General features: G+C 47.3%; 21 protein-coding genes and 2 tRNA genes. 2 read left to right on the top strand and 21 right to left on the bottom strand.

The genetic code is table 11. From position 1 onward, the window contains the following. Positions 1 to 112: 112 nt before the first annotated feature. On the top strand, positions 113 to 1,411 hold the full coding sequence (locus tag CVU71_02100) for a hypothetical protein (GenBank protein ID PKN20598.1): 1,299 nt from the start codon (positions 113 to 115) through the stop codon (positions 1,409 to 1,411). 398 nt (positions 1,412 to 1,809) lie between these two features. Here the strand turns inward: CVU71_02100 and CVU71_02095 are convergent. From CVU71_02095 to tsaD, 21 genes are all read right to left on the bottom strand, one after another. Then, positions 1,810 to 1,885: transfer RNA gene (locus CVU71_02095), tRNA-Cys, on the bottom strand. 9 nt (positions 1,886 to 1,894) lie between these two features. After that, positions 1,895 to 1,969: transfer RNA gene (locus CVU71_02090), tRNA-Gly, on the bottom strand. Positions 1,970 to 2,104: 135 nt separating this feature from the next. Beyond that, entirely contained in the window at positions 2,105 to 2,647 is a 543-nt protein-coding gene (pgsA, locus tag CVU71_02085; protein PKN21043.1) for a CDP-diacylglycerol--glycerol-3-phosphate 3-phosphatidyltransferase, read from the bottom strand. Positions 2,648 to 2,717: 70 nt separating this feature from the next. Next, positions 2,718 to 3,365 carry a fructose-6-phosphate aldolase gene (gene fsa, locus CVU71_02080; protein PKN20597.1) on the bottom strand — a complete coding sequence of 216 codons (648 nt, stop codon included), beginning with the start codon at positions 3,363 to 3,365 and terminating at the stop codon, positions 2,718 to 2,720. A 23-nt stretch (positions 3,366 to 3,388) separates the two neighbouring features. Then, positions 3,389 to 3,646, bottom strand: coding sequence for a hypothetical protein (locus CVU71_02075; GenBank protein ID PKN20596.1), 258 nt, complete (start codon positions 3,644 to 3,646; stop codon positions 3,389 to 3,391). Positions 3,647 to 3,660: 14 nt separating this feature from the next. Further along, positions 3,661 to 4,134 (bottom strand): 2-amino-4-hydroxy-6-hydroxymethyldihydropteridine diphosphokinase, encoded by a 474-nt coding sequence (gene folK, locus CVU71_02070; protein PKN21042.1) that lies wholly within the window; start codon positions 4,132 to 4,134, stop codon positions 3,661 to 3,663. A 66-nt stretch (positions 4,135 to 4,200) separates the two neighbouring features. Then, positions 4,201 to 5,013 carry a 4-hydroxy-tetrahydrodipicolinate reductase gene (locus CVU71_02065; GenBank protein ID PKN20595.1) on the bottom strand — a complete coding sequence of 271 codons (813 nt, stop codon included), beginning with the start codon at positions 5,011 to 5,013 and terminating at the stop codon, positions 4,201 to 4,203. A gap of 37 nt (positions 5,014 to 5,050) precedes the next feature. Beyond that, on the bottom strand, positions 5,051 to 5,926 hold the full coding sequence (locus CVU71_02060; GenBank protein PKN20594.1) for a 4-hydroxy-tetrahydrodipicolinate synthase: 876 nt from the start codon (positions 5,924 to 5,926) through the stop codon (positions 5,051 to 5,053). A 25-nt stretch (positions 5,927 to 5,951) separates the two neighbouring features. Further along, entirely contained in the window at positions 5,952 to 6,380 is a 429-nt protein-coding gene (locus tag CVU71_02055) for a hypothetical protein (GenBank protein PKN20593.1), read from the bottom strand. Next, positions 6,355 to 7,743 (bottom strand): argininosuccinate lyase, encoded by a 1,389-nt coding sequence (gene argH / locus CVU71_02050; GenBank protein ID PKN20592.1) that lies wholly within the window; start codon positions 7,741 to 7,743, stop codon positions 6,355 to 6,357. Before argH ends, CVU71_02055 begins: the two co-directional genes overlap by 26 nt. A gap of 17 nt (positions 7,744 to 7,760) precedes the next feature. Then, positions 7,761 to 8,975, bottom strand: a complete 1,215-nt coding sequence (locus CVU71_02045; GenBank protein PKN20591.1) for an argininosuccinate synthase — start codon at positions 8,973 to 8,975, stop codon at positions 7,761 to 7,763. 12 nt (positions 8,976 to 8,987) lie between these two features. Beyond that, positions 8,988 to 9,896, bottom strand: coding sequence for an ornithine carbamoyltransferase (gene argF / locus CVU71_02040; GenBank protein PKN20590.1), 909 nt, complete (start codon positions 9,894 to 9,896; stop codon positions 8,988 to 8,990). Continuing rightward, positions 9,893 to 11,083 (bottom strand): acetylornithine transaminase, encoded by a 1,191-nt coding sequence (locus CVU71_02035; GenBank protein ID PKN20589.1) that lies wholly within the window; start codon positions 11,081 to 11,083, stop codon positions 9,893 to 9,895. Before CVU71_02035 ends, argF begins: the two co-directional genes overlap by 4 nt. A gap of 19 nt (positions 11,084 to 11,102) precedes the next feature. Then, positions 11,103 to 11,993 carry an acetylglutamate kinase gene (gene argB, locus CVU71_02030; protein ID PKN20588.1) on the bottom strand — a complete coding sequence of 297 codons (891 nt, stop codon included), beginning with the start codon at positions 11,991 to 11,993 and terminating at the stop codon, positions 11,103 to 11,105. A gap of 13 nt (positions 11,994 to 12,006) precedes the next feature. Then, positions 12,007 to 13,401 carry an HslU--HslV peptidase ATPase subunit gene (locus CVU71_02025; GenBank protein ID PKN20587.1) on the bottom strand — a complete coding sequence of 465 codons (1,395 nt, stop codon included), beginning with the start codon at positions 13,399 to 13,401 and terminating at the stop codon, positions 12,007 to 12,009. A 16-nt stretch (positions 13,402 to 13,417) separates the two neighbouring features. Further along, positions 13,418 to 13,993, bottom strand: a complete 576-nt coding sequence (locus CVU71_02020; protein PKN20586.1) for an HslU--HslV peptidase proteolytic subunit — start codon at positions 13,991 to 13,993, stop codon at positions 13,418 to 13,420. A gap of 204 nt (positions 13,994 to 14,197) precedes the next feature. Further along, the gene (locus CVU71_02015) at positions 14,198 to 15,115 is read right to left on the bottom strand and encodes a tyrosine recombinase XerC (protein PKN20585.1); all 918 of its coding nucleotides are present in this window, start codon (positions 15,113 to 15,115) and stop codon (positions 14,198 to 14,200) included. A gap of 4 nt (positions 15,116 to 15,119) precedes the next feature. Continuing rightward, entirely contained in the window at positions 15,120 to 15,617 is a 498-nt protein-coding gene (locus CVU71_02010) for a hypothetical protein (protein PKN21041.1), read from the bottom strand. Between the two features lie 14 nt (positions 15,618 to 15,631). Continuing rightward, positions 15,632 to 16,957: a tRNA (N6-isopentenyl adenosine(37)-C2)-methylthiotransferase MiaB gene (locus tag CVU71_02005; protein PKN20584.1), complete on the bottom strand. Its 1,326-nt coding sequence runs from the start codon at positions 16,955 to 16,957 to the stop codon at positions 15,632 to 15,634. 39 nt (positions 16,958 to 16,996) lie between these two features. Then, entirely contained in the window at positions 16,997 to 17,854 is an 858-nt protein-coding gene (locus CVU71_02000) for a 16S rRNA (adenine(1518)-N(6)/adenine(1519)-N(6))-dimethyltransferase (protein ID PKN20583.1), read from the bottom strand. After that, on the bottom strand, positions 17,851 to 18,858 hold the full coding sequence (gene tsaD / locus CVU71_01995; protein PKN20582.1) for a tRNA (adenosine(37)-N6)-threonylcarbamoyltransferase complex transferase subunit TsaD: 1,008 nt from the start codon (positions 18,856 to 18,858) through the stop codon (positions 17,851 to 17,853). The genes CVU71_02000 and tsaD overlap by 4 nt, the downstream gene beginning before the upstream one ends. Before the next feature lie 224 nt (positions 18,859 to 19,082). Here tsaD and CVU71_01990 point away from each other — a divergent pair, with 224 nt between their 5' ends. Beyond that, the gene (locus tag CVU71_01990; protein PKN20581.1) at positions 19,083 to 20,672 is read left to right on the top strand and encodes an L-aspartate oxidase; all 1,590 of its coding nucleotides are present in this window, start codon (positions 19,083 to 19,085) and stop codon (positions 20,670 to 20,672) included. Positions 20,673 to 20,712 lie beyond the last annotated feature (40 nt).

Here is a 20,712-nt window from a genome sequence, read left to right as displayed (position 1 = left end):
CAATTATTACAATTATTTAAATTTCCACTATTCACAAATTAAAAACCTTGAAGGACGGACCATATTTTGCTAGAAGAAAAGCACAAAAAATATATTTAAGGTAAACTTATTCATGCTATTCAAAGTTTTCTTTTCTGGTTTTTTCACCATTTTATCATTTTTCTTATTTTCACCTTCCAACGTTTTATCAGCTAATATCCAGAACCTTGAAAAGATACCGGATTCAATCATTACCGTTTCTTCCGGTTATGTGATTGCCGTCGATAAGAAATATCAGAAACTTTATGTTTTTAATAAAAACGGCATAATTTCCAAGGTGTTTGAAGTCAACTGTTCTACAGGCAAAAATCAGGGCAGCAAACAGGTATCCGGCGATTCCAAAACACCCATTGGGATTTTTTTTGCGACAAAAATTCTTAACAATCCAGGTCCACCCGAAACATACGGTACATTAGCCTTTCCGCTGGATTATCCCACTGTCACAGATATAAAGTCAGGTAAGAATGGAACAAATATATGGATTCATGGCACAACCAAACCTATTGTGCCATTTCAATCCAGCGGATGTGTCGTCCTAAACGACAAAGATATTCATGCACTTGCCAAATTCATCCAATTAAATAAAACGCCGGTTATCATTGCGGAGGCAATTCAATGGGTTCCCCAAAATCAAACACTTTCTGCCAGGGTTGAACTGGAAAAAATCCTCGCAACATGGACAAAAGGCTATATCGAAGGTAATATAAACGCCATAGACAGTCTTTATTTGAAGGAACATCAGATTAAAGGTAAAAAAAGGGAACAACTTACTGCCAGAATCTCAAATATAAAAAATGTAAAACAACATTTTATGCTGGGATCAAAGGATATCTCCATTTTGCAGCAAAACAATGAGGCGGTCATTCTCTTTGATCAGATAACCGGAATCAATAAAGATAATTCTTTTGAAGGAACATTTAACAAACTTGCTCTGCAGAAAATCAATAATAAGTGGTTTATCATTGATGATGCGACGCCATCGGTATTGGCTCGAAAGGCTGATATTCCACTCGCCACCCGTTCCGACATGGAATCATCCTCTAAAGAAGCTATCCGAAAGTTGATCTCCAAATGGGCTGAAAATTGGGAATCCGGCAACATGCCCGGATTTCGCGCTTGCTACGCTTCAAATTTCCGCGCTCAGGGCATGAATCTGAATCAATGGATCAATCATAAAATTGTTGTGCGGGAGCGCAGTAAAAGAATAAATATCCGTGTTGATAATCTGATCATATCAGGCGGTAATAATCAAGCCACCGCTGCTTTCACGCAATATTACAGTTCCAACCTGCTTAAGAGCAAAGGAAACAAACGGATGGAACTTAGAAAGATTAACGGTGCATGGAAAATTTACAAGGAAACGATGCATTAATATTTTTCTTTAATGTTTTTAAATTTTTATCATTCGATTAGTAATTTCTTCGATATCTCCGTCCGTATCAGGTTATCCTGTATCGTGTAGACGAGTCATTGCGTCCATGTTCGTTCCTTCATTATTCAGGTTACCTGATGCGTTCGCAGTCTTTGCCGGTTTCTCCCATATTATAAACATAGCGATTGCCTGTTTCGTACCAAATCACATATAAGTCTTCACGCTGCAGACAACAATTACCATAAGTTCCTTTTTCTATGTCCCCCGCAGGCGAGCGTCCGGAACGTCATCCTTAAGAAGCTTATTTTTGCAATTCATGCCGAAATGTATAATTCGATTGTTTCAATCAGGCGTAAAAAAAGGAGTCATTCTTAAATAAGAAAACTCCTGAATAATTATGGAGGCGGCATCCGGATTTGAACCGGAGAATAACGGTTTTGCAGACCGCTGCCTTAGCCACTTGGCTATGCCGCCATAAAAAAATGGAGCGGGCGAACGGATTTGAACCGTCGACGTCTACCTTGGCAAGGTAGCACTCTACCACTGAGTTACGCCCGCTCACTTAAGAACGCGGATGGATATAACAAATAGCCTCATCTTGTCAATAAAAAAATGAACAAACAGTGACAATTAATTATTTTTTTTATGATGCTCCCGTTCGCATCGAGTAAAGTTTATAATTTCTGAAGCAAATCATTGTTTGCCGGCTTCTTGATAGAATTTGATGAAATAATCCACACCCGAATAAAGGGTCAGCAAAAAGGCGACATAAAGAATGATGGTACCGACCAGATGCGCATCTAATCCCAAAAAAGGATAATGAATCATCAAAGCTGTCACAGCAATGATTTGAGCCAGCGTTTTTTGCTTTCCAAGAACACTGGCCTGGATATAAATTCCTTCCGAAGAAGCGATACTGCGGATTCCATCCACGATCAGATCCCGCATTATAATAATAACGACAATCCATGCATCAATCCGTCCGATGGGTATCATAAGAATCATTGCTGAATTGACGATCAATTTGTCCGCCAGCGGATCAAGAAATTTACCCATCGTGGTGATCATATTGTATTTACGCGCAATAAACCCGTCCAGAAAATCCGTAATGGCGGCCAATACAAATAAACACGCCAGCACCAAAGACCATAAGGCGCCGGGTGACATCAGCAGAAAAAATAAAAAAGGGACAACGCTGATACGCGCCAGAGTAATGGTATTGGGCAAATTGAATATATCACGCTTTTTTTTCATTCGGATCAGCCAATTTATCGACGTTAAATATCCGTGAACGAATGGATGCCCGTTATTTTTTCGGCACTTTCTTCCAGTCTTCCAAAAACAGTGCAATACCCTTATCCGTGAGAGGATGCTGCGCCAGTTGCGCGATGACTTTAAACGGAATCGTGGCAATATCTGCACCCATTAAAGCGGCATCCAGAACGTGTTTGGGATGCCGGATACTGGCCACAATCACTTCAGTGTCATATTCATAGTTGTCATAAATATCCAGAATCTGTTGCGTCAGTTCCATACCGTCGTGAGCAATATCATCCAATCGTCCCACAAACGGACTGACATATGCCGCACCGGCTTTGGCCGCCATTAAGGCTTGGAGCGGCGAAAAAATCAGCGTCTGATTGACGTCGATCCCTTCGGCGGCAAACATCTTAGTGGCTTTGAGGCCTTCAGTGGTCATCGGTATTTTAATGACGACCTGCTCTCCGAGACGCGCCAGCTTTTTGCCTTCGGTAAACATACCTTTCGCCTCCAGGCTGATCACTTCCAGACTGACCGGTCCTTCCACAATTTCCAGAATTTCCTTAACGACGGAATCAAAGTCTCTTTTTTCCTTGGCAACCAGCGATGGATTCGTCGTAACACCATCTACCATACCCAGCGCCAGTCCTTCCTTAATTTCCGCAATATTTGCCGTATCGATGAAAAATTTCATAATCCCCCCATATCTCCAATATATTATTTTTTCTCTGAAAGGTATTTCTCACAACATTCCCGGCTGCAAAAATATTGCTGCCGGCCTTCAATTTCTTTGAGATACGCTTGACTCTTTGGCACATAAGTTCTGCAAAACGGGTCCTGTACCAGATCTTCTCCCTTGGGACGCGTATCTTCCATCCGGTAACCTTTTACTTCCTGAGATTTTACCCGTCGAAACATCATGACGATCTTATAACCTATATAAAGCAATATTAAAACAACCAATACTTTAATCATCATAACCTTCTTTTTTATCTATCGTAAAGCTCAACAATTTTCTGATCGTCCAATCTGTCTTTCAATCCCCGCATCGAAACGCCGAAAACAGGATGAATAAAGTATGACGCTATCTCACACAAAGGTTCCAATACAAAAAGCCTTTTATGCATTTCCGGATGCGGAATAATCAAATCGTCTTCGCGAATGATCTCCTGACCGTATAGAAGAAGATCAAGATCAATGATCCGAGGGGCTCCCGCAAAAGTTCTAACACGCCCCATCGCTTTTTCAATGTTCTGCAATGCCTTCAAAAGATCGCGTGGCAAAAGCGTTGTTCGGATTTCCGTCACTGCATTGATGAACCAGTTCTGGTTTTCCAGTTCATTACTATATTCACCGATGCTTGAATCGGAAATAACGGGTTCAGTTTTATAAAAAGATGAAATCCTTTCCAAAGTAATGCCTGAAACGCAAGACAACTTATTAACGGATTCCTGACATTGCATCAAAGGATTGCTTAAATTGGAACCAATCCCTATATAGGCAAGAATGCCTTCCAACACGTCACCCGATCATTTGATGTTTTTTAAACCTAAAACATCCTGCATGTCATACAGACCATTTTGCTGACTCACGATCCACTGCGCCGCTCGAATCGCACCTTTGGCAAAGTTGTCCCGGCTTTGAGCGCGATGCGTAAATTCCAGTCTCTCTCCGATTCCACCGAACATCACTGTATGTTCTCCGACAATATCGCCGGCCCGAATCGTCTGGATGCCGATTTCCTTCTTTGTCCGTTCTCCGATCATCCCCCGCCGCGTATAAACCGCATCCTTCTTGATGTCTCGTCCCAGTTTATCTGCTATCACCTGAGCCATTTGCATCGCCGTACCGCTGGGCGCGTCTTTTTTTAAATGGTGATGCGCTTCGATGATCTCAACATCATAATCATCGCTGAGAATGCCTGAACAATACTCCAGTACTTTTAACATTACATTCACGCCGACGCTCATGTTCGGAGACAACACGCAGCGTGTTTTTTCGGAAAGCCGACCGACGATTTTCATCTCTTCAGGCGTAAAGCCCGTCGAACCGATCACGATGCTGCAATTTTTTTCGCTGGCAATGCTCAGATAATTCAGAGACGCTTCATGATTGGTAAAATCTATCACCACATCGGCCTGAGCAATGCAATCAGCCAGTTTATCGCTGACCAGCGCGCCGGTTCTTCCTAATCCCAGAGAATGACCAACGTCTCTTCCGATAATAGGATGACCCGTCACTTCAATGGCACCAACAACCTGGATATCCTCCATTGCTGAGATAAGGCTGATAATCCTGCCCCCCATTTTTCCACCCGCACCCGTGACGATTACCTTAACCATAACGCCTGCTCCTTAGATCATAATTGTTTTGACCCGATCATGAGATCAAGCCGTAATTTTCCATAACCTTTTTGAGTTTATCGTAATTTGCCGGGGCCATTTTACACAGCGGCAGTCGATATTCGTATTCGATCTTCCCCATCAGCGACAGAGCGGCTTTCACGGGCGTCGGGTTAACCTCTATAAACAGAACATCGAATAAAGGACTCATTTTTTGATGCAATGACCTTGCGCCGGCCAGATTGCCGGCCTCCACCGCATCGATCAAGGCGGCCATATCGGCGGGAACAATATTGGATGCAACGGAAATAATGCCCTTCCCGCCTATAGCCATCAGCGGAAGCGTCATTCCGTCATCGCCGGATAAAACATCAAATGCCGGATCGCACAGATCAATCACGTCATTCATCTGTTTCAGCGAACCGGACGCTTCCTTAATCCCTACAATATTGCTCAGTTTCGCCAGACGGGCAATTAATTCCGGCGACATATTCACGCCGGTTCTTCCCGGAATGTTGTAAGGGACAATCGGAATGGGCACATTTTGCGCAATCAATTGAAAATGCTGAAAGATCCCTTCCTGTGTCGGTTTGTTATAATAGGGACAGGCAATCAGCGCGCCGTCCGCGCCTGCTTCATAGGCGTGTTTCGTCAGGCGCAGCGCTTCCGCCGTACTGTTGGATCCCGTACCGGCTATCACCGGCACCCTTTTCTTTACGGCGTCAATTGTGATTTCAATTACCCGGTCATGTTCATCATGGGTCAGAGTCGGCGATTCCCCTGTTGTCCCACAGGGCACCAGACCATCGATGCCGCCGGCAATCTGAAATTCAATGAGCTCCCTCAATGCTTTTTCATCCACCTGACCGTTTTTAAATGGCGTCACCAGAGCGGTAATGGCTCCTCTAAACATAAAATAATGCCTCCTGGATATTTGTTTATTTATAATCGACTTCCACCGTTTGCGATTCCCGGCAGACACCGGCCTCGTCACACAGTTTTAAACGATAACTGTAAATTCTTCCTTTTTCCACTGCAGAATCGACAAATCTGTATTCATCGTTTTCTTTTTTAACCGGCACCTGGCCAATCCTCTCGAATGTGCGTGGACAATCCTTGCAAACATTTCCCGCACTGCCCAGTTGACTTTTTTCTACGTTAATGTAGCTGATCACCGTCTGATTTTTAAGTTGCCAGGCTAGCACTATGGCGTTGCCATCAACTGACGAGGATAATCTCTGTTCCGCTTGTTTTGCTGAAGCGGCGGACTCAGAACGAACGGGATTGGCCTTCAGCCCGCAGCCGGTCGCAAGCAGTATCAAAGCAAGCCCGAATAAAATTTTATTTATCAGCGAGACGTTTTTCAAATTCGCGAATCCTTTCTTTCACCGATGCAGTAGCCGTCCCCCCCCGATGCTTGCGCGCGTTGACGGAATTCTCCAGTTTTATTCTGGCGGCGATATCAGCGTTAAATCCCGCATAAAATTTCTGATAGTCATTCAGACTGAGATCAGCGAGCGTTTTTTTGCTTTTTACACAGAGAGCGACAATGTTGCCGACAATTTCATGAGCCTTGCGGAACGGCACGCCTTTTTCCACCAGATATTCCGCCACGTCGGTCGCCGTGGAATAACCACCGCCCGCTGCCTCATGCATTCGGGCGGCCTTAAATTCAGTATGAGCCAGCATTTCCGTGAAAATCGCCAGACAGTTCTTCACCGTATCAACCGCATCAAACAGCGGCTCTTTATCTTCCTGCAAATCACGGTTGTAAGTCATGGGCAATCCCTTGAGCAGCGTCAGAATCGCGAATAAATCGCCATAGACCCGCGCCGTTTTGCCCCGAATCAGTTCCGCGATATCCGGATTTTTCTTCTGGGGCATGATGCTGCTCCCCGTGGTGTAGGCATCCGAAATTTCCACAAAGCCGAACTCATCAGACGACCATAAAACCAGGTCCTCGCAAAAACGGCTCAGATGCGTCATGGAAAGTGAAGCTGTGAAAATAAATTCCGCCACGTAGTCGCGGTCCCCGACTGTATCCATGCTGTTATTACCGACGGCCGGGAAATTCAAAAGCTCCGCTGTACGATTGCGGTCAATGGGCAGACCTGTGCCGGCCAAAGCTGCAGCACCCAAAGGCAAAACGTTGAGCCGCTTTCTGCAGTCGCCGAGTCTTTGCGCATCCCGGGAAAACATTTCCGCAAAAGCCAGAAAATAATGCGATAATAACACCGGCTGTGCTTTCTGAAGATGCGTATAGCCGGGCATAATGGTTTTGATCTCGCTTTGGGCCATTTTGATCAACTGCTTTTGCAGATCCGCAAGAAGCCGGCTGACGGCATCGATTTCCGCACGCAGAAAAAGCCGGACATCCAGAGCGATCTGATCATTGCGGCTGCGCGCGGTATGGAGTTTTCCCCCTCCCGCGCCAATACGCTTAATCAATTCTTTTTCAATGGCCATGTGAATATCTTCATCGGCCGGATCAAAGACAAACCCGCCCTTTTCGATATCGCTCAGAATACTTTTCAGCCCTCGGACAATGGCCGCCGCTTCCTTGCGGGAAATAATTCCCGACTCGGCCAGCATCGTTGCATGGGCGATGGATCCTTCTATATCATATCGATAGAGTCTTGAATCATAGTGCAAAGAACAGGTAAATTTCTCTACACTTTTGGCCGTGGCTTCTTCAAATCGTCCAGCCCATGGTTTTTTTGTATTGGCCATGAAAGAACTCCGCAAAGTTATTTTTTATTCTTCATCATTTTTTGAATCCGCAGGCGCAAACCATTCAGCCGGATGAATCCTATAGCGTCTTTCTGGTTATAGACCTGATCTTTTTCAAATGTGGCAAACGCTTCACTGTAGAGTGAATAAGGCGATTTGCGGCCAACCACAATGCAGTTCCCTTTATAAAGCTTGATCCTCGCCGTGCCGGTAACATTTTCCTGCGTCGCGTCGATGTATGTCTGGAGCGTCTTCATTTCCGGAGCATACCAGAAGCCGTTGTATGCCAGTTGTGCATATTTGGGAATCAGCGAATCACGCATGAACATGACTTCCCGGTCCATCGTGATGGATTCTACGGCGCGATGCGCCGCCCAAAGCACCGTTCCGCCGGGAGTTTCATAAACGCCGCGGGATTTCATGCCGACAAAACGGTTCTCCACCATATCCACACGGCCGATGCCGTTTTTGCCCGCTAAAATGTTGATGTGATCCATCAGCGTCGCCGGAGACATTTTTTTGCCGTCAATAGCCACCGGGTTCCCTTTCACAAAATCAATTTCCACATAGGTCGGCTTGTTCGGCGCTTTTTCCGGCGATGCGGTCAATACAAACATGTCTTCCGGCGGCTCCGCCCAGGTGTCTTCCAGAATGCCACCTTCATGGGAAATATGCAGCAGGTTGCGGTCGGAACTGTAAGGCTTTTTCTTCGTCAGTGGAATAGGAATTTTGTATTTCTTCGCGTAATCGATCATGGATTCCCGTGAATCAAATGTCCAGTTGTCGTCTTTCCAGGCGGCGATGATATTGATTTCAGGATCCAGCGCGATATAGGTCAGTTCAAAACGCACCTGATCGTTTCCCTTGCCGGTCGCACCATGACAAACTGCATCGGCTTTTTCTTTTCTGGCGATCTCGATATGCCTTTTGGCGATCAGCGGCCGGGCCAGTGACGTTCCCAAAAGATAGGTTCCTTCATAGATCGCATTGGCGCGGAGAGCGGGAAACACGAAATCACGGGCAAATTCCTCCCGCAGATCTTCAATGTATATTTTGCTGGCGCCGGTGTTGATCGCTTTTTCCTTCAAGCCGGTTAATTCTTCTTTCTGCCCGACATCGGCGGCATAACAAATCACTTCACAACCATAGGTTTCAATCAACCAGCGAACAATGACCGAAGTATCCAAACCACCGGAATAGGCCAACACAACTTTCTTTACTTTTTTCGACACGATTTTTTCCTCCTAAATCAATATTTCTAAAACTGCCTTTTGCACGTGCAGACGGTTTTCCGCTTCATCAACCACGACGGATTGCGGTCCGTCAATGACATCAGCGGTAATTTCCTCGCCGCGGTGCGCGGGCAGGCAATGCATAACGACGGCGTCTTTCTTCGCCACGCCTAAAAGCTTTCCGTTAATCTGATAATTTTTAAAAATCTTTTTTCGTTCCTGAGATTCGGCCTCCTGCCCCATGCTCGTCCAGACATCCGTGTAGAGCACATCTGCGTCCTTGGCCGCCTCGAAAGGATCGCGATACAACTGAACACGACCTTGTCCGTTTTTCCTGCCCTCCTCCATCAACCGGCTGTCCGGATCATAACCTTCGGGACAAGCCAGAACAAGTGAAAAAGGCAGACGCGTCGCCGCTTCGATCCAGCTGTTGGCGACATTGTTGCCGTCTCCGATATAGGCCACCTTTACGCCTTCGTAAGACCCTTTTTTCTCCTTGATTGTAAACAAGTCCGCCAGGATCTGACAGGGATGCAGGAGATCCGTAAGTCCGTTGATAACCGGGATGGACGCGTATCGGGCCAGTTCTTCGACACTGTCCTGGGCAAAGGTCCGGATCATTATTCCGTTGAGATAACACGACATCATCCGGGCGGAATCCGCAAGGGTTTCGCCGCGTCCGATTTGCGTGTCCCGTGAATTCAAAAAAAGCGCGATGCCGCCCAATTGATACATGCCGACTTCAAATGAAATCCTCGTCCGCGTGGAAGACTTGTCAAAGATCATACCCAGCGTCTTGCCTTTAAGTGAAGCATGTTCCTTGCCTTCCTTCAGCATTTTCTTGAGCCGGGCGGCTCGAAGCCAGATTTCTTCAAAATCCGCAGGCGCCATTTCGGCAAAACTCAGCAAGTCTTTTTTCATTTTCCCTCCATGACCGCATCCAGTATTGAAATCGCAGCATCAATATCCTTTTGATCGATCGTCAGCGGCGGAACGAAACGAAGCGTTTTTCCACCGGTGCAATTAATGAGCAATCCCTTTTCCTGACAGGTCCTGACGATATCCGCACCCTCAATGGTGAGCGCACAGGCCAGCATGAGTCCTTTGCCCCGAACGCCGGAAATGATCGCGTGCTTCGCCTTTAAATCCTGCAGTTTTGCTAAAAAATAATCTCCCATTTTTCGACAATTTTCCAACACACCTTCGTCCAGCATCGTCTTGAGCGTTGCTTTGGCCGCCGCCATGGCCAGCAGGTTGCCGCCAAACGTGGACGCGTGATTGCCGGGTGTGAAGGCGCGCGACACTTCGTCTGTCGCCAGCATGGCCCCCACCGGAAAGCCGTTCCCCAGGGCTTTAGCCAGTGTCATGATATCAGGCTTGATGCCGGAATATTCATAAGCGAATAATTTGCCTGTCCGCCCGATACCGGTCTGCACCTCATCGACAATCATTAAGATCTTATGCCTGTTGCAAATATCCCTGACCTTTGCCAGATATGACTCTTCAGGAATAATGACCCCGCCTTCTCCCTGAATGGGTTCCAGCATGATGCCGCAGGTCTTGGACGTGATAGCCGCCTCCAGCGCCGCCGGATCGTTAAAAGGCGCGTATTTGAAGCCATCCAGAAGCGGCGTGAAACCGAACTGGAATTTTTCCTGCCCCGTGGCCGTAATGGTCGCCATCGTGCGGCCGTGAAATGAATCTTTCATGGTAATCAGTTCAAATTTATCCGGTCCCAGATTTTCATGGGCGTATTTTCGAGCCAGTTTGATCGCCGCTTCATTGGCTTCCGCGCCGCTGTTGCAGAAAAATGCTTTATCGGCAAACGAGTGCTTCGTAAGCAGCGCGGCTACTTCCGCCTGCGGCTGGGTGTAATACAAATTAGATACATGCGTCAGGTTTTTCACCTGTTTTTTGATCGCCTTCACCACATTGGGATGGGAATGCCCCAAGTTGCAGACGGCGATGCCGGCGACAAAATCGAGATATTCTTTTCCTTCGGCATCCCAAACCTTCACACCCTCGCCTTTGGTCAGCGCAATGGGAACCCGCCTGTAGGTATTCATGATATTTTTATCGGCCAGAGCCATTATTTTTTTCTCATTCATTATGCTTTCTTCTTTCTTTTTATAAAACGATTTCCGTGCCGATTCCCTCGTCCGTAAAGACCTCCAGTAGAATCGCGTGCTTCAGACGTCCGTCAACAATGTGCGTTTTTTTCACGCCGCCACGCAACGCTTTGAGGCAGCATTTCACTTTAGGAAACATGCCGCCTTCAACAATCCCTTCGTCGATCAGATTTAACGCTTCTTTATCCGTCATCGTGTTAATCAGTTTCTTGTCCTTATCCAGAACGCCCGCGACATCCGTCAGGAGCAGCAGCTTTTCAGCTTTCAGAGCGGCGGCTACTTCGCCCGCCACGATGTCGGCATTGATATTATACGTTTCGCCATGTTCGCCAATGCCGGTTGGCGCGATAACGGGAATAAAACCGTTCTGTCCCAGAGATACAATCAATTCGGTATTAACGGTTTTTACTTTACCCACCAGTCCGATATCGATGATTTCGGAAGGGGTATTCTTTGCTTTTTCATCCGTCAGAAAATATTTTTCAGCTTCAATCATATTACCGTCTTTACCGCTCAAGCCCACGGCTTTTCCGCCATGCTGATTAATTAATCCGACAATTTCCTTATTCACCATGCCCACCAGGACCATCTCAACGATGTTCATGGTTTCCTCATCGGTTACTCGCATGCCCTGGATGAATTTGGATTCTTTGCCCAGCTTTTTCAGCAAGCTGCCGATTTGCGGGCCTCCCCCGTGCACGACTACGGGATTGATGCCGATATATTTCATCATGACAACATCGCGCGCGAATTTGTCTTTCAAATCCTGATCGACCATCGCGTGTCCGCCGTATTTGACGACAATCGTTTTGTTATAAAACCGCTTGATGTAGGGCAGAGCTTCCAGCAGAATGTCCGCCCGCTCCATTGAACTTTGAATATGTTCCATTTCGCTCTCCGTTTTATAGAATATATCTGCTCAAATCTTCGTCTTCGACGATGTTGTCCAGTTTTTCTTCGACGTATTTTGCGTCTATGACGATTTTCTTTTCCTCAAGATCCGGCGCGTCAAAGGAGATGTCCTCAAGCAGCGTCTCCATGATGGTATAAAGTCTGCGCGCGCCGATGTTTTCCGTCCGTTCATTGACGATGGTTGCCACTTCGGCGATCTGTTCCACCGCATCATCGGTAAATGACAGCTGAATGTCTTCCGTCGCCATCATTTCCGTATATTGCTTGACCAGAGCGTTATTGGGTTCGGTCAGAATCCTTACAAACTCATCCTTCCCCAGTGAATCCAGTTCCACGCGTATCGGGAAACGCCCCTGCAGCTCCGGAATCAGATCAGAGGGTTTTGTTCCGGAAAATGCTCCTGCCGCGATAAACAAAATATGATCGGTCTTCACCATCCCGTAACGGGTGTTGACATTCGAACCTTCGACAATAGGCAGCAGATCTCTCTGAACGCCTTCACGCGACACATCCGGACCATGCTGCGAATCGCCGCCGACAATCTTGTCGATTTCATCCAGAAAAATGATGCCCGACTGCTCCACCCGATCCAGCGCCGTTCTGGTGACTTTGTCCATATCGATCAGCTTCTGGGCCTCTTCGGCCGCCATGACCTCAATCGCTTCCGGTACTTTCACATTTCTTCTTTTCTTCTTTTGCGGCATCATATTGCCCAGCATATCCTTCAGATTGAGACCCATATCTTCCATACCGGCCGCGGAAAATATCTCAATCATGGGACCGCTTTTCGGTTCTGACACTTCCAGTTCAACCATGCGCTCATCAAGTTTTCCATCGTGAAGCCATTTGCGCATTTTTTCCCTCGTCGCATCCTGCTTCTTGATCTGATCGTCAGTCAATGGAAGATCAATTTGTTCCTGATCGGAATCGTTCAGCATGTCGCCCACTTTTTTTTCCACGGGTCGCGGCGGTATCAGAAGATCGAGAACCCGCTCCTCCGCAATTTCGGCAGCCTTGGCCTGGACATTTTCCTGTTCTTCAGCCTTCAGCATGTTAATCGACAATTCGACCAGATCGCGTATCATCGATTCCACATCACGTCCCACGTACCCGACTTCCGTAAATTTGGATGCTTCCACTTTCAGAAACGGCGAATTATCCAGTTTGGCCAATCGTCGGGCGATTTCCGTTTTGCCGACTCCTGTGGGACCGATCATGATAATATTTTTCGGCGATATTTCATCCGCCAGTTCTTCCGGCACGTTTTGCCTCCGCCAGCGGTTTCTGAGGGCAATGGCCACGGCTCTTTTAGCGTCAGCCTGGCCGATGATATGCCTGTCTAATTTTTCTACTATCTCACGGGGTGTTAACCCAGAATTATTCATCTTTTAAACCTGCTCCTTATTTTTTGCTCTTTTTGACTTCTTTCGGCTTCTCTTCATTCAGGTCAATTTCTTCCAGCGTAATATGATCATTGGTGTAAATACAAATTTCCGAAGCGATTTTCATCGACTCCCTGGCGATTTCCGTGGCGGAAAGATTACTGTGTTTCACCAGCGCACGCGCCGCCGCCTGCGCGTAGGCGCCGCCGGATCCGATGGCCATTACATCGTCATCCGATTCGATAACATCGCCGTTTCCGGAAATAATCAGCGAATAATCCCGGCTGACCGCAATCATCAGGGCTTCCAGGTGGCGCAAAACCCGGTCGGTGCGCCAGTCTTTGGTCAGTTCCACGGCAGCACGCAACAGGTTGCCGTTGTATTGCTCCAGTTTCTGATCAAACCGGTCAAAGAGTGTGAAAGCGTCGGCGGTCGCTCCCGCAAACCCGACAATCACCTCATTGTTATAGAGCCTGCGCACCTTGCGTGCGCCATGTTTCAGTATCGTTGTATCCAGCGTTACCTGACCGTCACCGGCGACAGTAATTTTATCATCCTTCTTAACTGCAAGAATGGTTGTGCCTTTAATGTGCATTTTATCTCCTCATAAATTCCTGGATCCCGCGTCGCGCTTCGCTTGCTCGGGATAAATTCGACTAAGGTTTTTTCCGGCGGCTTCCGTCTCGGAAAAGCCAAGTGCCTTTCAATTCCTGGATCCCGCGTCGCGCTTCGCTTACTCGGGATAAATTCGACTAAGGTTTTTTCCGGCGGCTTCGCCTTGGAAAAAACCAAGTCTCATTTACTTTTTAGCCCGTGGGTGGGCTTGATCGTAAACTTCCATCAGACGGTTGATATTAACCGCCGTGTATTTCTGAGTCGTGGAAAGACTCTCATGCCCCAGCATTTCCTGAATTGACCGCAAATCCGCGCCGGCTTCCAGCAAATGCGTGGCAAAACTGTGCCGAAGGGCGTGCGGACTGATCTTGCGTCCGATACCGCTTTTGACGGTAGCTTTATCCACCATGCGTGCAATGCTTCTGGTCGTGATCCTCTTTCCCCGTACATTCAAGAAAAGCGCCCCGTTTGATAAATCCACAGCATGCTCTTTCCTCAAATTCTCCGTCGCGGACAGATATTTTCCGATCGCATCCAAAGCGGCGGCTCCCACCGGAACGATTCTCTCTTTTTTTCCCTTACCGCGCACCTTTACCAGCGCCGCTTTTAAATTAACATCATCCGTATCCAAACCTGCAAGTTCAGCCAGACGCAATCCCGAAGAATAGAACAACTCCAGCATGGCCTGTTCGCGCAAACCGGATGCGGAATTATTGCACCGGGCGGTATTTAAAAGTTCAAAGGCTTCATCCACCGACAAAAAAGTCGGCATATATTTTTCCATCTTCGGTGTCTGGATACCCTGGGCCGGATTGCTCTTAATCAGGCCCTCGCGCAACAAATATTTGTAAAACGCCCGCAGGGAAGATATTTTGCGGTTGATGGATACTTTTTTAAGTTTCCGGCCATACAGAAAAGCCAGATATCCCCGGATCGTTTCCATCTGCGCATCCAGAATCGTTTTTTGCGCTGATCTGTTCTCCTGACTTTGCAGGAATGATTTAAACTCCTCAATATCCGACAGGTAGGCCGTACGCGTATGTTCCGACACATTGCGCTCTACATCCAGAAATGTTCGAAAATCCGCGAACAGGTCTTTCATCTTTTCACATCTTGTATTTTCCGAAATCTTCAGCGGACAAATTTTCCAGAAATTCTTTTATTTTGTCTTCTTTGAATTTATCAATGTCGGTGAGCTTCACACCGAAATCAATATTGCGGGACTTCTCCAACACGCTTTCTTCAACAAAGATCGATGCCTGGGCGCGCAAAGCCAACGCAATGGCATCGCTGGGCCGTGCATCAATCGCGTAAGTTTGCCCTTCCCTGGTCAGATAGATGCTTGCAAAAAACGTGTTGTTGCGGATATCAATAATTTCAATCCGATTAACCGTAACATCAAGGGCCTTAATGCATTCATATAACAAATCATGTGTCATGGGCCGGGAAAAGACAACATGCTCCAGTTCCGTGGCTATGGCGCTGGCTTCGAATAAACCGATCCAGATCGGAATGGCTTTGTTTTCCTGCATATCCTTCAAGATGACAATGGGTGTATTGGTGATCGGATCGATGGTCAATCCTGATACCTTCATCTCCAGCAGCATCCCCAACCTCCTTAACGATTAATCATTTTTCCCCGAAGTGAATGCAGATACCCACGTGTAATTTCCACATTCACCCGCTTGCCGATCAGCTCCGGACCGCCTTTAAAATTAACTATTTTCCACGAACGCGTCCGTCCCATCATATCATGCCCGGAGTTTTTGCTTTTGCCTTCAACCAATACTTCCTGAAGACTGCCTTCCATAGCCGAGTTTTTCTCCTGCGTGTGCCGATCCTGCAGGGCCTGTAATTCCTTCAGTCTCTGCGCTTTTTCATTCTCCGGCACGACGTCCTGCAACTTCTGGGCAGCAGTTCCTTTACGTTCAGAATACTTGAACGAAAAAAGTAAATCAAACCTGATTTTTTCCATCATGTCAATGGTTTCTTGATAATCTTTTTGCGATTCTCCCGGAAAGCCGACAATGATGTCGGACGTAATACTGATTTGCGGACAGACACCCCGTAAACGGTCGACTTTATCGACATACTCTTCGATGGTATAACCCCGGTTCATCAACTTTAAAATACGGTTGGATCCGGACTGAACAGGCAGATGAATATGTTCGCATAATTTAGGCATGTTGGCAAAGCAGTCAATCAATTCACCGGATAAATCTTTCGGATGCGATGTGGTGAAACGAATCCTATCAATACCATCGATTTTACTAATTTTTTTAAGTAACGAAACAAAATTGCAGCCGTGCGCTGTCTTTTTCCCGTAGGAATTTACATTCTGTCCAAGAAGCGTCACTTCTTTTACGCCCAGTTTCGTCAGCCTGACAATTTCTTCGATAATATCATCGGGTGTCCGGCTCATTTCCGGCCCGCGAAGATACGGCACCACACAGTAAGCGCAATAGTTGTCGCAGCCCTGCATGATGGAAACAAATGCGCCTAGCGATCCATCGGGAGGCGGTGCGAAAACACTGAGGGATGTAATTTTCGATGAGAAATCAGTCCGTGTGATTTTCCTCCGGCCTTTTTGTATCGCTGCAACCATCTCCGGCAGCCGGTGGATATTATGCGTGCCGAAAACCAGATCAACGTTCTTCGCCCGGCTATGAACCTTCGTGCCCATGTGCTGCGCCAGACAACCGCCGAAGCCGATGATCAAATCAGGATTTTCCTCTTTTAACAACATCAGGCGCCCGAGCTCGCTGAAAGCCTTCTGCTCTGCTTTTGCTCTGATTGAACAGGTGTTGATCAGGATTAAATCCGCCCTGTGGGAATCATCCGTCAGTTGATATCCCATATCTTTCATCAACACCGCCATTTGTTCCGAGTCGTGCACATTCATCTGACAACCGAAGGTTTCAATATATAAATACTTGTTTTTCATGTTCATCCAATTGATTAATTTATCAAGAGTATTAGTATTTCAACGGGGGTTAGTCAATCGATATTTCAGAATATTGCTCAGTCGGCCAAACTCCGGAAGAGAAAGTGTTTCTCCCCTTCTTTTGCCATCGATACCGGCATCATGAAGGGCGGACATTATATCGGCGTCAGACATTTCCTCCAGGAATTTGGCATTCTTCAAATTATTGGTCAGCATTTTGCGGCGCTGGGCAAAAGAAGCTTTCACCAGACGGCTGAAGAACACCTCATCCATCAACTCAACCAGTGGTTTCTCACGGAATACGCCGCCGATAATAGAAGATGCCACTTTGGGTACCGGATAAAAACAGGTTGCCGATACATCAAACAGTCTTTGCACATCCGCATACATTTGAAGCAAGACAGAAGGCACTCCGTAGTGTTTGTTACCAGGTGGAGAAACGAGTCTTTCAACAACCTCCTTTTGCAGCATTAACGTAAAGTTATTGATCACGGACCGATAAGACAATAAATGGAAAATAAGAGGGCTAGAAATATTGTAAGGAACGTTACCAATCACTTTAAGTTTATCTTTATATTGCGATGATTTTAAAGCGAAATCAAATTTCAATATATCTCCAGAATAGATCTCCACATTAGGGAATTCAGCCAACTGATCCTGTAGAATTTCTATCAGCCCGGGATCAATTTCCACGGCGATCACCTGCCTCGCGGTCCGCGCGATGTCTTTGGTCATTACACCGATGCCCGCACCGATTTCCACAACAACATCTTCGGAAGTAACATGTCCCGCGGCAGCAATTTTATGAATCGTATTGACGTCAACCAGAAACGACTGGCTCAGTTTTTTGCTGGGGCGGACATTGAAGCGCTTAAGTATTTCCCGGGGAGTGGTCATAACGGTCTTTCAACCAGCGGCCAGCGCGACACGGCGTTTAAATCCAGTGAATCGCGTCGACCGTTGATCAGCATGATTTCACCCAAGCTTGCGATCATGGCCGCATTATCCGTACATAAAATGATCGGCGGAATAAATAATTCTATACCGGCCCTGGTGGTTGCTTCGGTAAATCTTTGCCGCAGGCGGCTGTTGGCCGCTACACCGCCGCAGACAACAACTTGGGTGATATTATGCTCAGCGGCTGCTTTGAGTGTTTTATCAACCAGCACATCAATGATGGCTTCCTGATAACTGGCTACAATATCCGGCAATTCTTCCTGACCGATCCTGCCCCCGCGTTTTTTGAACATGGTCAAAAGCGACGTTTTCAGGCCGCTGAAGCTGAAATCAGGCGAATCCTTCATGGCCCGTGGAAAATCAAACGCCCTGGGATTGCCTGTTTTGGCCATTTTATCAATCACCACACCCCCGGGATAGCCCAGATCAAGCAGTTTGGCGGCCTTGTCAAAAGCCTCGCCTGCGGCGTCGTCGCGCGTCTGTCCCAACAATTGGAATTTGTGATAATCGGTTACCAGGTACACATTGGTATGCCCACCGGAAACAACAAGAGCCGCAAAGGGAAACTTTGGCCTTTTCTCAGACAGAAAGGAAGCCATGATATGCCCTTCCAGATGATTGACGCCGACGAAAGGAATGTTAAGACCATAGGCGAGCGCCTTGGCGGCGGATAAACCGACCAGCAGCGAACCTATCAGCCCCGGCCCGCGCGTTACGGCAATGCCTTCCACATCTTGCAATGTCAGGCCCGCGTCCGTCATCGCCTGATTAATTACGGGAGAAATGGCTTCAATATGCTTACGCGACGCGATTTCCGGCACCACGCCTCCATAAGCACTGTGATCCTTGATTTGCGAGGCAATGACATTCGAAAGCAATGTCCCATCCCTCACAACCGCCGCCGCCGTTTCATCACATGATGATTCAATTCCTAAAACTAACAAATTTTCAATCCTTCTTTACCTGTGAAACTCCAATTTCCTCAACGAAGTACAGGGAAACTGGGAAGTTGAACTATCCCGCACAGCTTAGGGCATGTCACCTCTTGACTTTATTCCGGCTTATACCCGTGATAATTTTCTTTACAAATAATTCAAAAGGCTTATATAAAAGCCCTCAGTATTTGTAAACAAACTTTTTAACACCTTTAATAATCAGGATCACTTCCATGGAAATAAAAACAGATTTTTTAATTATCGGCAGCGGGATTGCGGGCTTAAGCCTGGCCATCAAAGTAGCCAAACTGGGCTCTGTAGCCATTGTTACCAAAAAAGAAAAATCGGAATCCAACACCAATTACGCTCAGGGCGGAATTGCCGCGGTGACGGATAAGACAGACAGTTTTGAAGAACACATCAGCGACACGCTGGACTGCGGCGCAGGCCTCTGCAATAAAGATGTCGTCGACTTTGTGGTTCGGGAAGCCCCTCCGCGGATTCAGGAACTGATTGAATGGGGTGTCAATTTCACAAAATCAGAGGTGCCGCCTCATCTTTATGATCTGGGACAGGAAGGGGGACACCACCGCCGGCGCGTGTTGCACGCCAAGGATCTGACCGGCCGTGAAATCGAGCGGGCGCTTCACGAAAAAGTTGCCGCTCTCAAGAATGTCCAGATTTATGAAAATCATATCGGCATCGACCTCATCATTCAGAAAGACGCCGAAGGCCAGACCATCAATTGCCTGGGCGCCTACGTTCTGGATATCAATCGCGGCGAAATCCATACCTGCCGGGCCAAGTATACGATTCTTTCTACCGGCGGCGCAGGCAAGGTATACCTGATTACCACTAATCCGGACATTGCCACAGGCGACGGCATTGCAATGGCCTACCGCGCCGGCGCAAAAGTCGCCAACATGGAGTTCATCCAGTTTCATCCCACGTGCCTTTTTCATCCCGAAGCCAAGGCATTTCTCATCAGTGAAGCCGTGCGCGGCGAGGGAGGCATTCTTAAATTAAAAAACGGCGAGACGTTCATGGAAAAATATCACCCCATGAAAAGCCTGGCGCCGCGGGATGTCGTGGCTAAAGCCATCGACACGGAGATTAAACGCTCCGGCGATGAACATGTCCTCCTGGACATCACGCATCATACCCGCGATTTCCTGATGGACCGTTTTCCCAATATCTATCATAAATGTCTGGAATACGGCATTGACATGGCTGTACAGCCCATTCCCATCGCGCCGGCAGCCCATTATATCTGCGGCGGAGTCGCTGTTGACTATTTCGGCAAGACATCCATCGACAATCTGTTCGCCTGCGGCGAAGTCTCCTGCACCGGCCTGCACGGCGCAAATCGCCTGGCCAGCAATTCTCTTCTGGAAGCGCTGGTATACTCCCATCGCGTTTACACAAGAATCGCCAAGTCCTTCCGGCAAACCGAACTCAGTGATTTGCCGATTCTTCCCTGGGACGCAGGTGACACATCCGAAAGCGACGACAGCATTGTCGTCACCAACAACTGGGACGAAATCCGCAGGTGCATGTGGAATTATGTGGGCATTGTCCGCTCTGATAAGCGACTGGCGCGCGCCCTGCGCAGAATTGAGATGATTCAGCGGGAAATTCACGAATATTACTGGAATTACAAAGTCACCAAAGACTTAATCGAACTTCGCAATATTACAACCGTGGCCAAACTGATTGTGCAGAGCGCTCTGGCCAGGAAAGAAAGCCGCGGACTGCATTTTACCATTGACTATCCCGATTCACAGGATGCTTTTTTGAAGGATACGATCCTGGTTAAAAAATAATTTCTGAAATACTTTGCCATCAGGCCGGGTCTTTTGACCC

The sequence above is a fragment of the Deltaproteobacteria bacterium HGW-Deltaproteobacteria-6 genome, from assembly GCA_002840435.1.
In the GTDB taxonomy this organism is placed as follows: Bacteria; Desulfobacterota; Syntrophia; order Syntrophales; family Smithellaceae; genus UBA8904.
The sequence above is the reverse complement of the archived record's forward strand: the minus strand, read 5'-3'. Positions and strand labels throughout refer to the sequence as shown.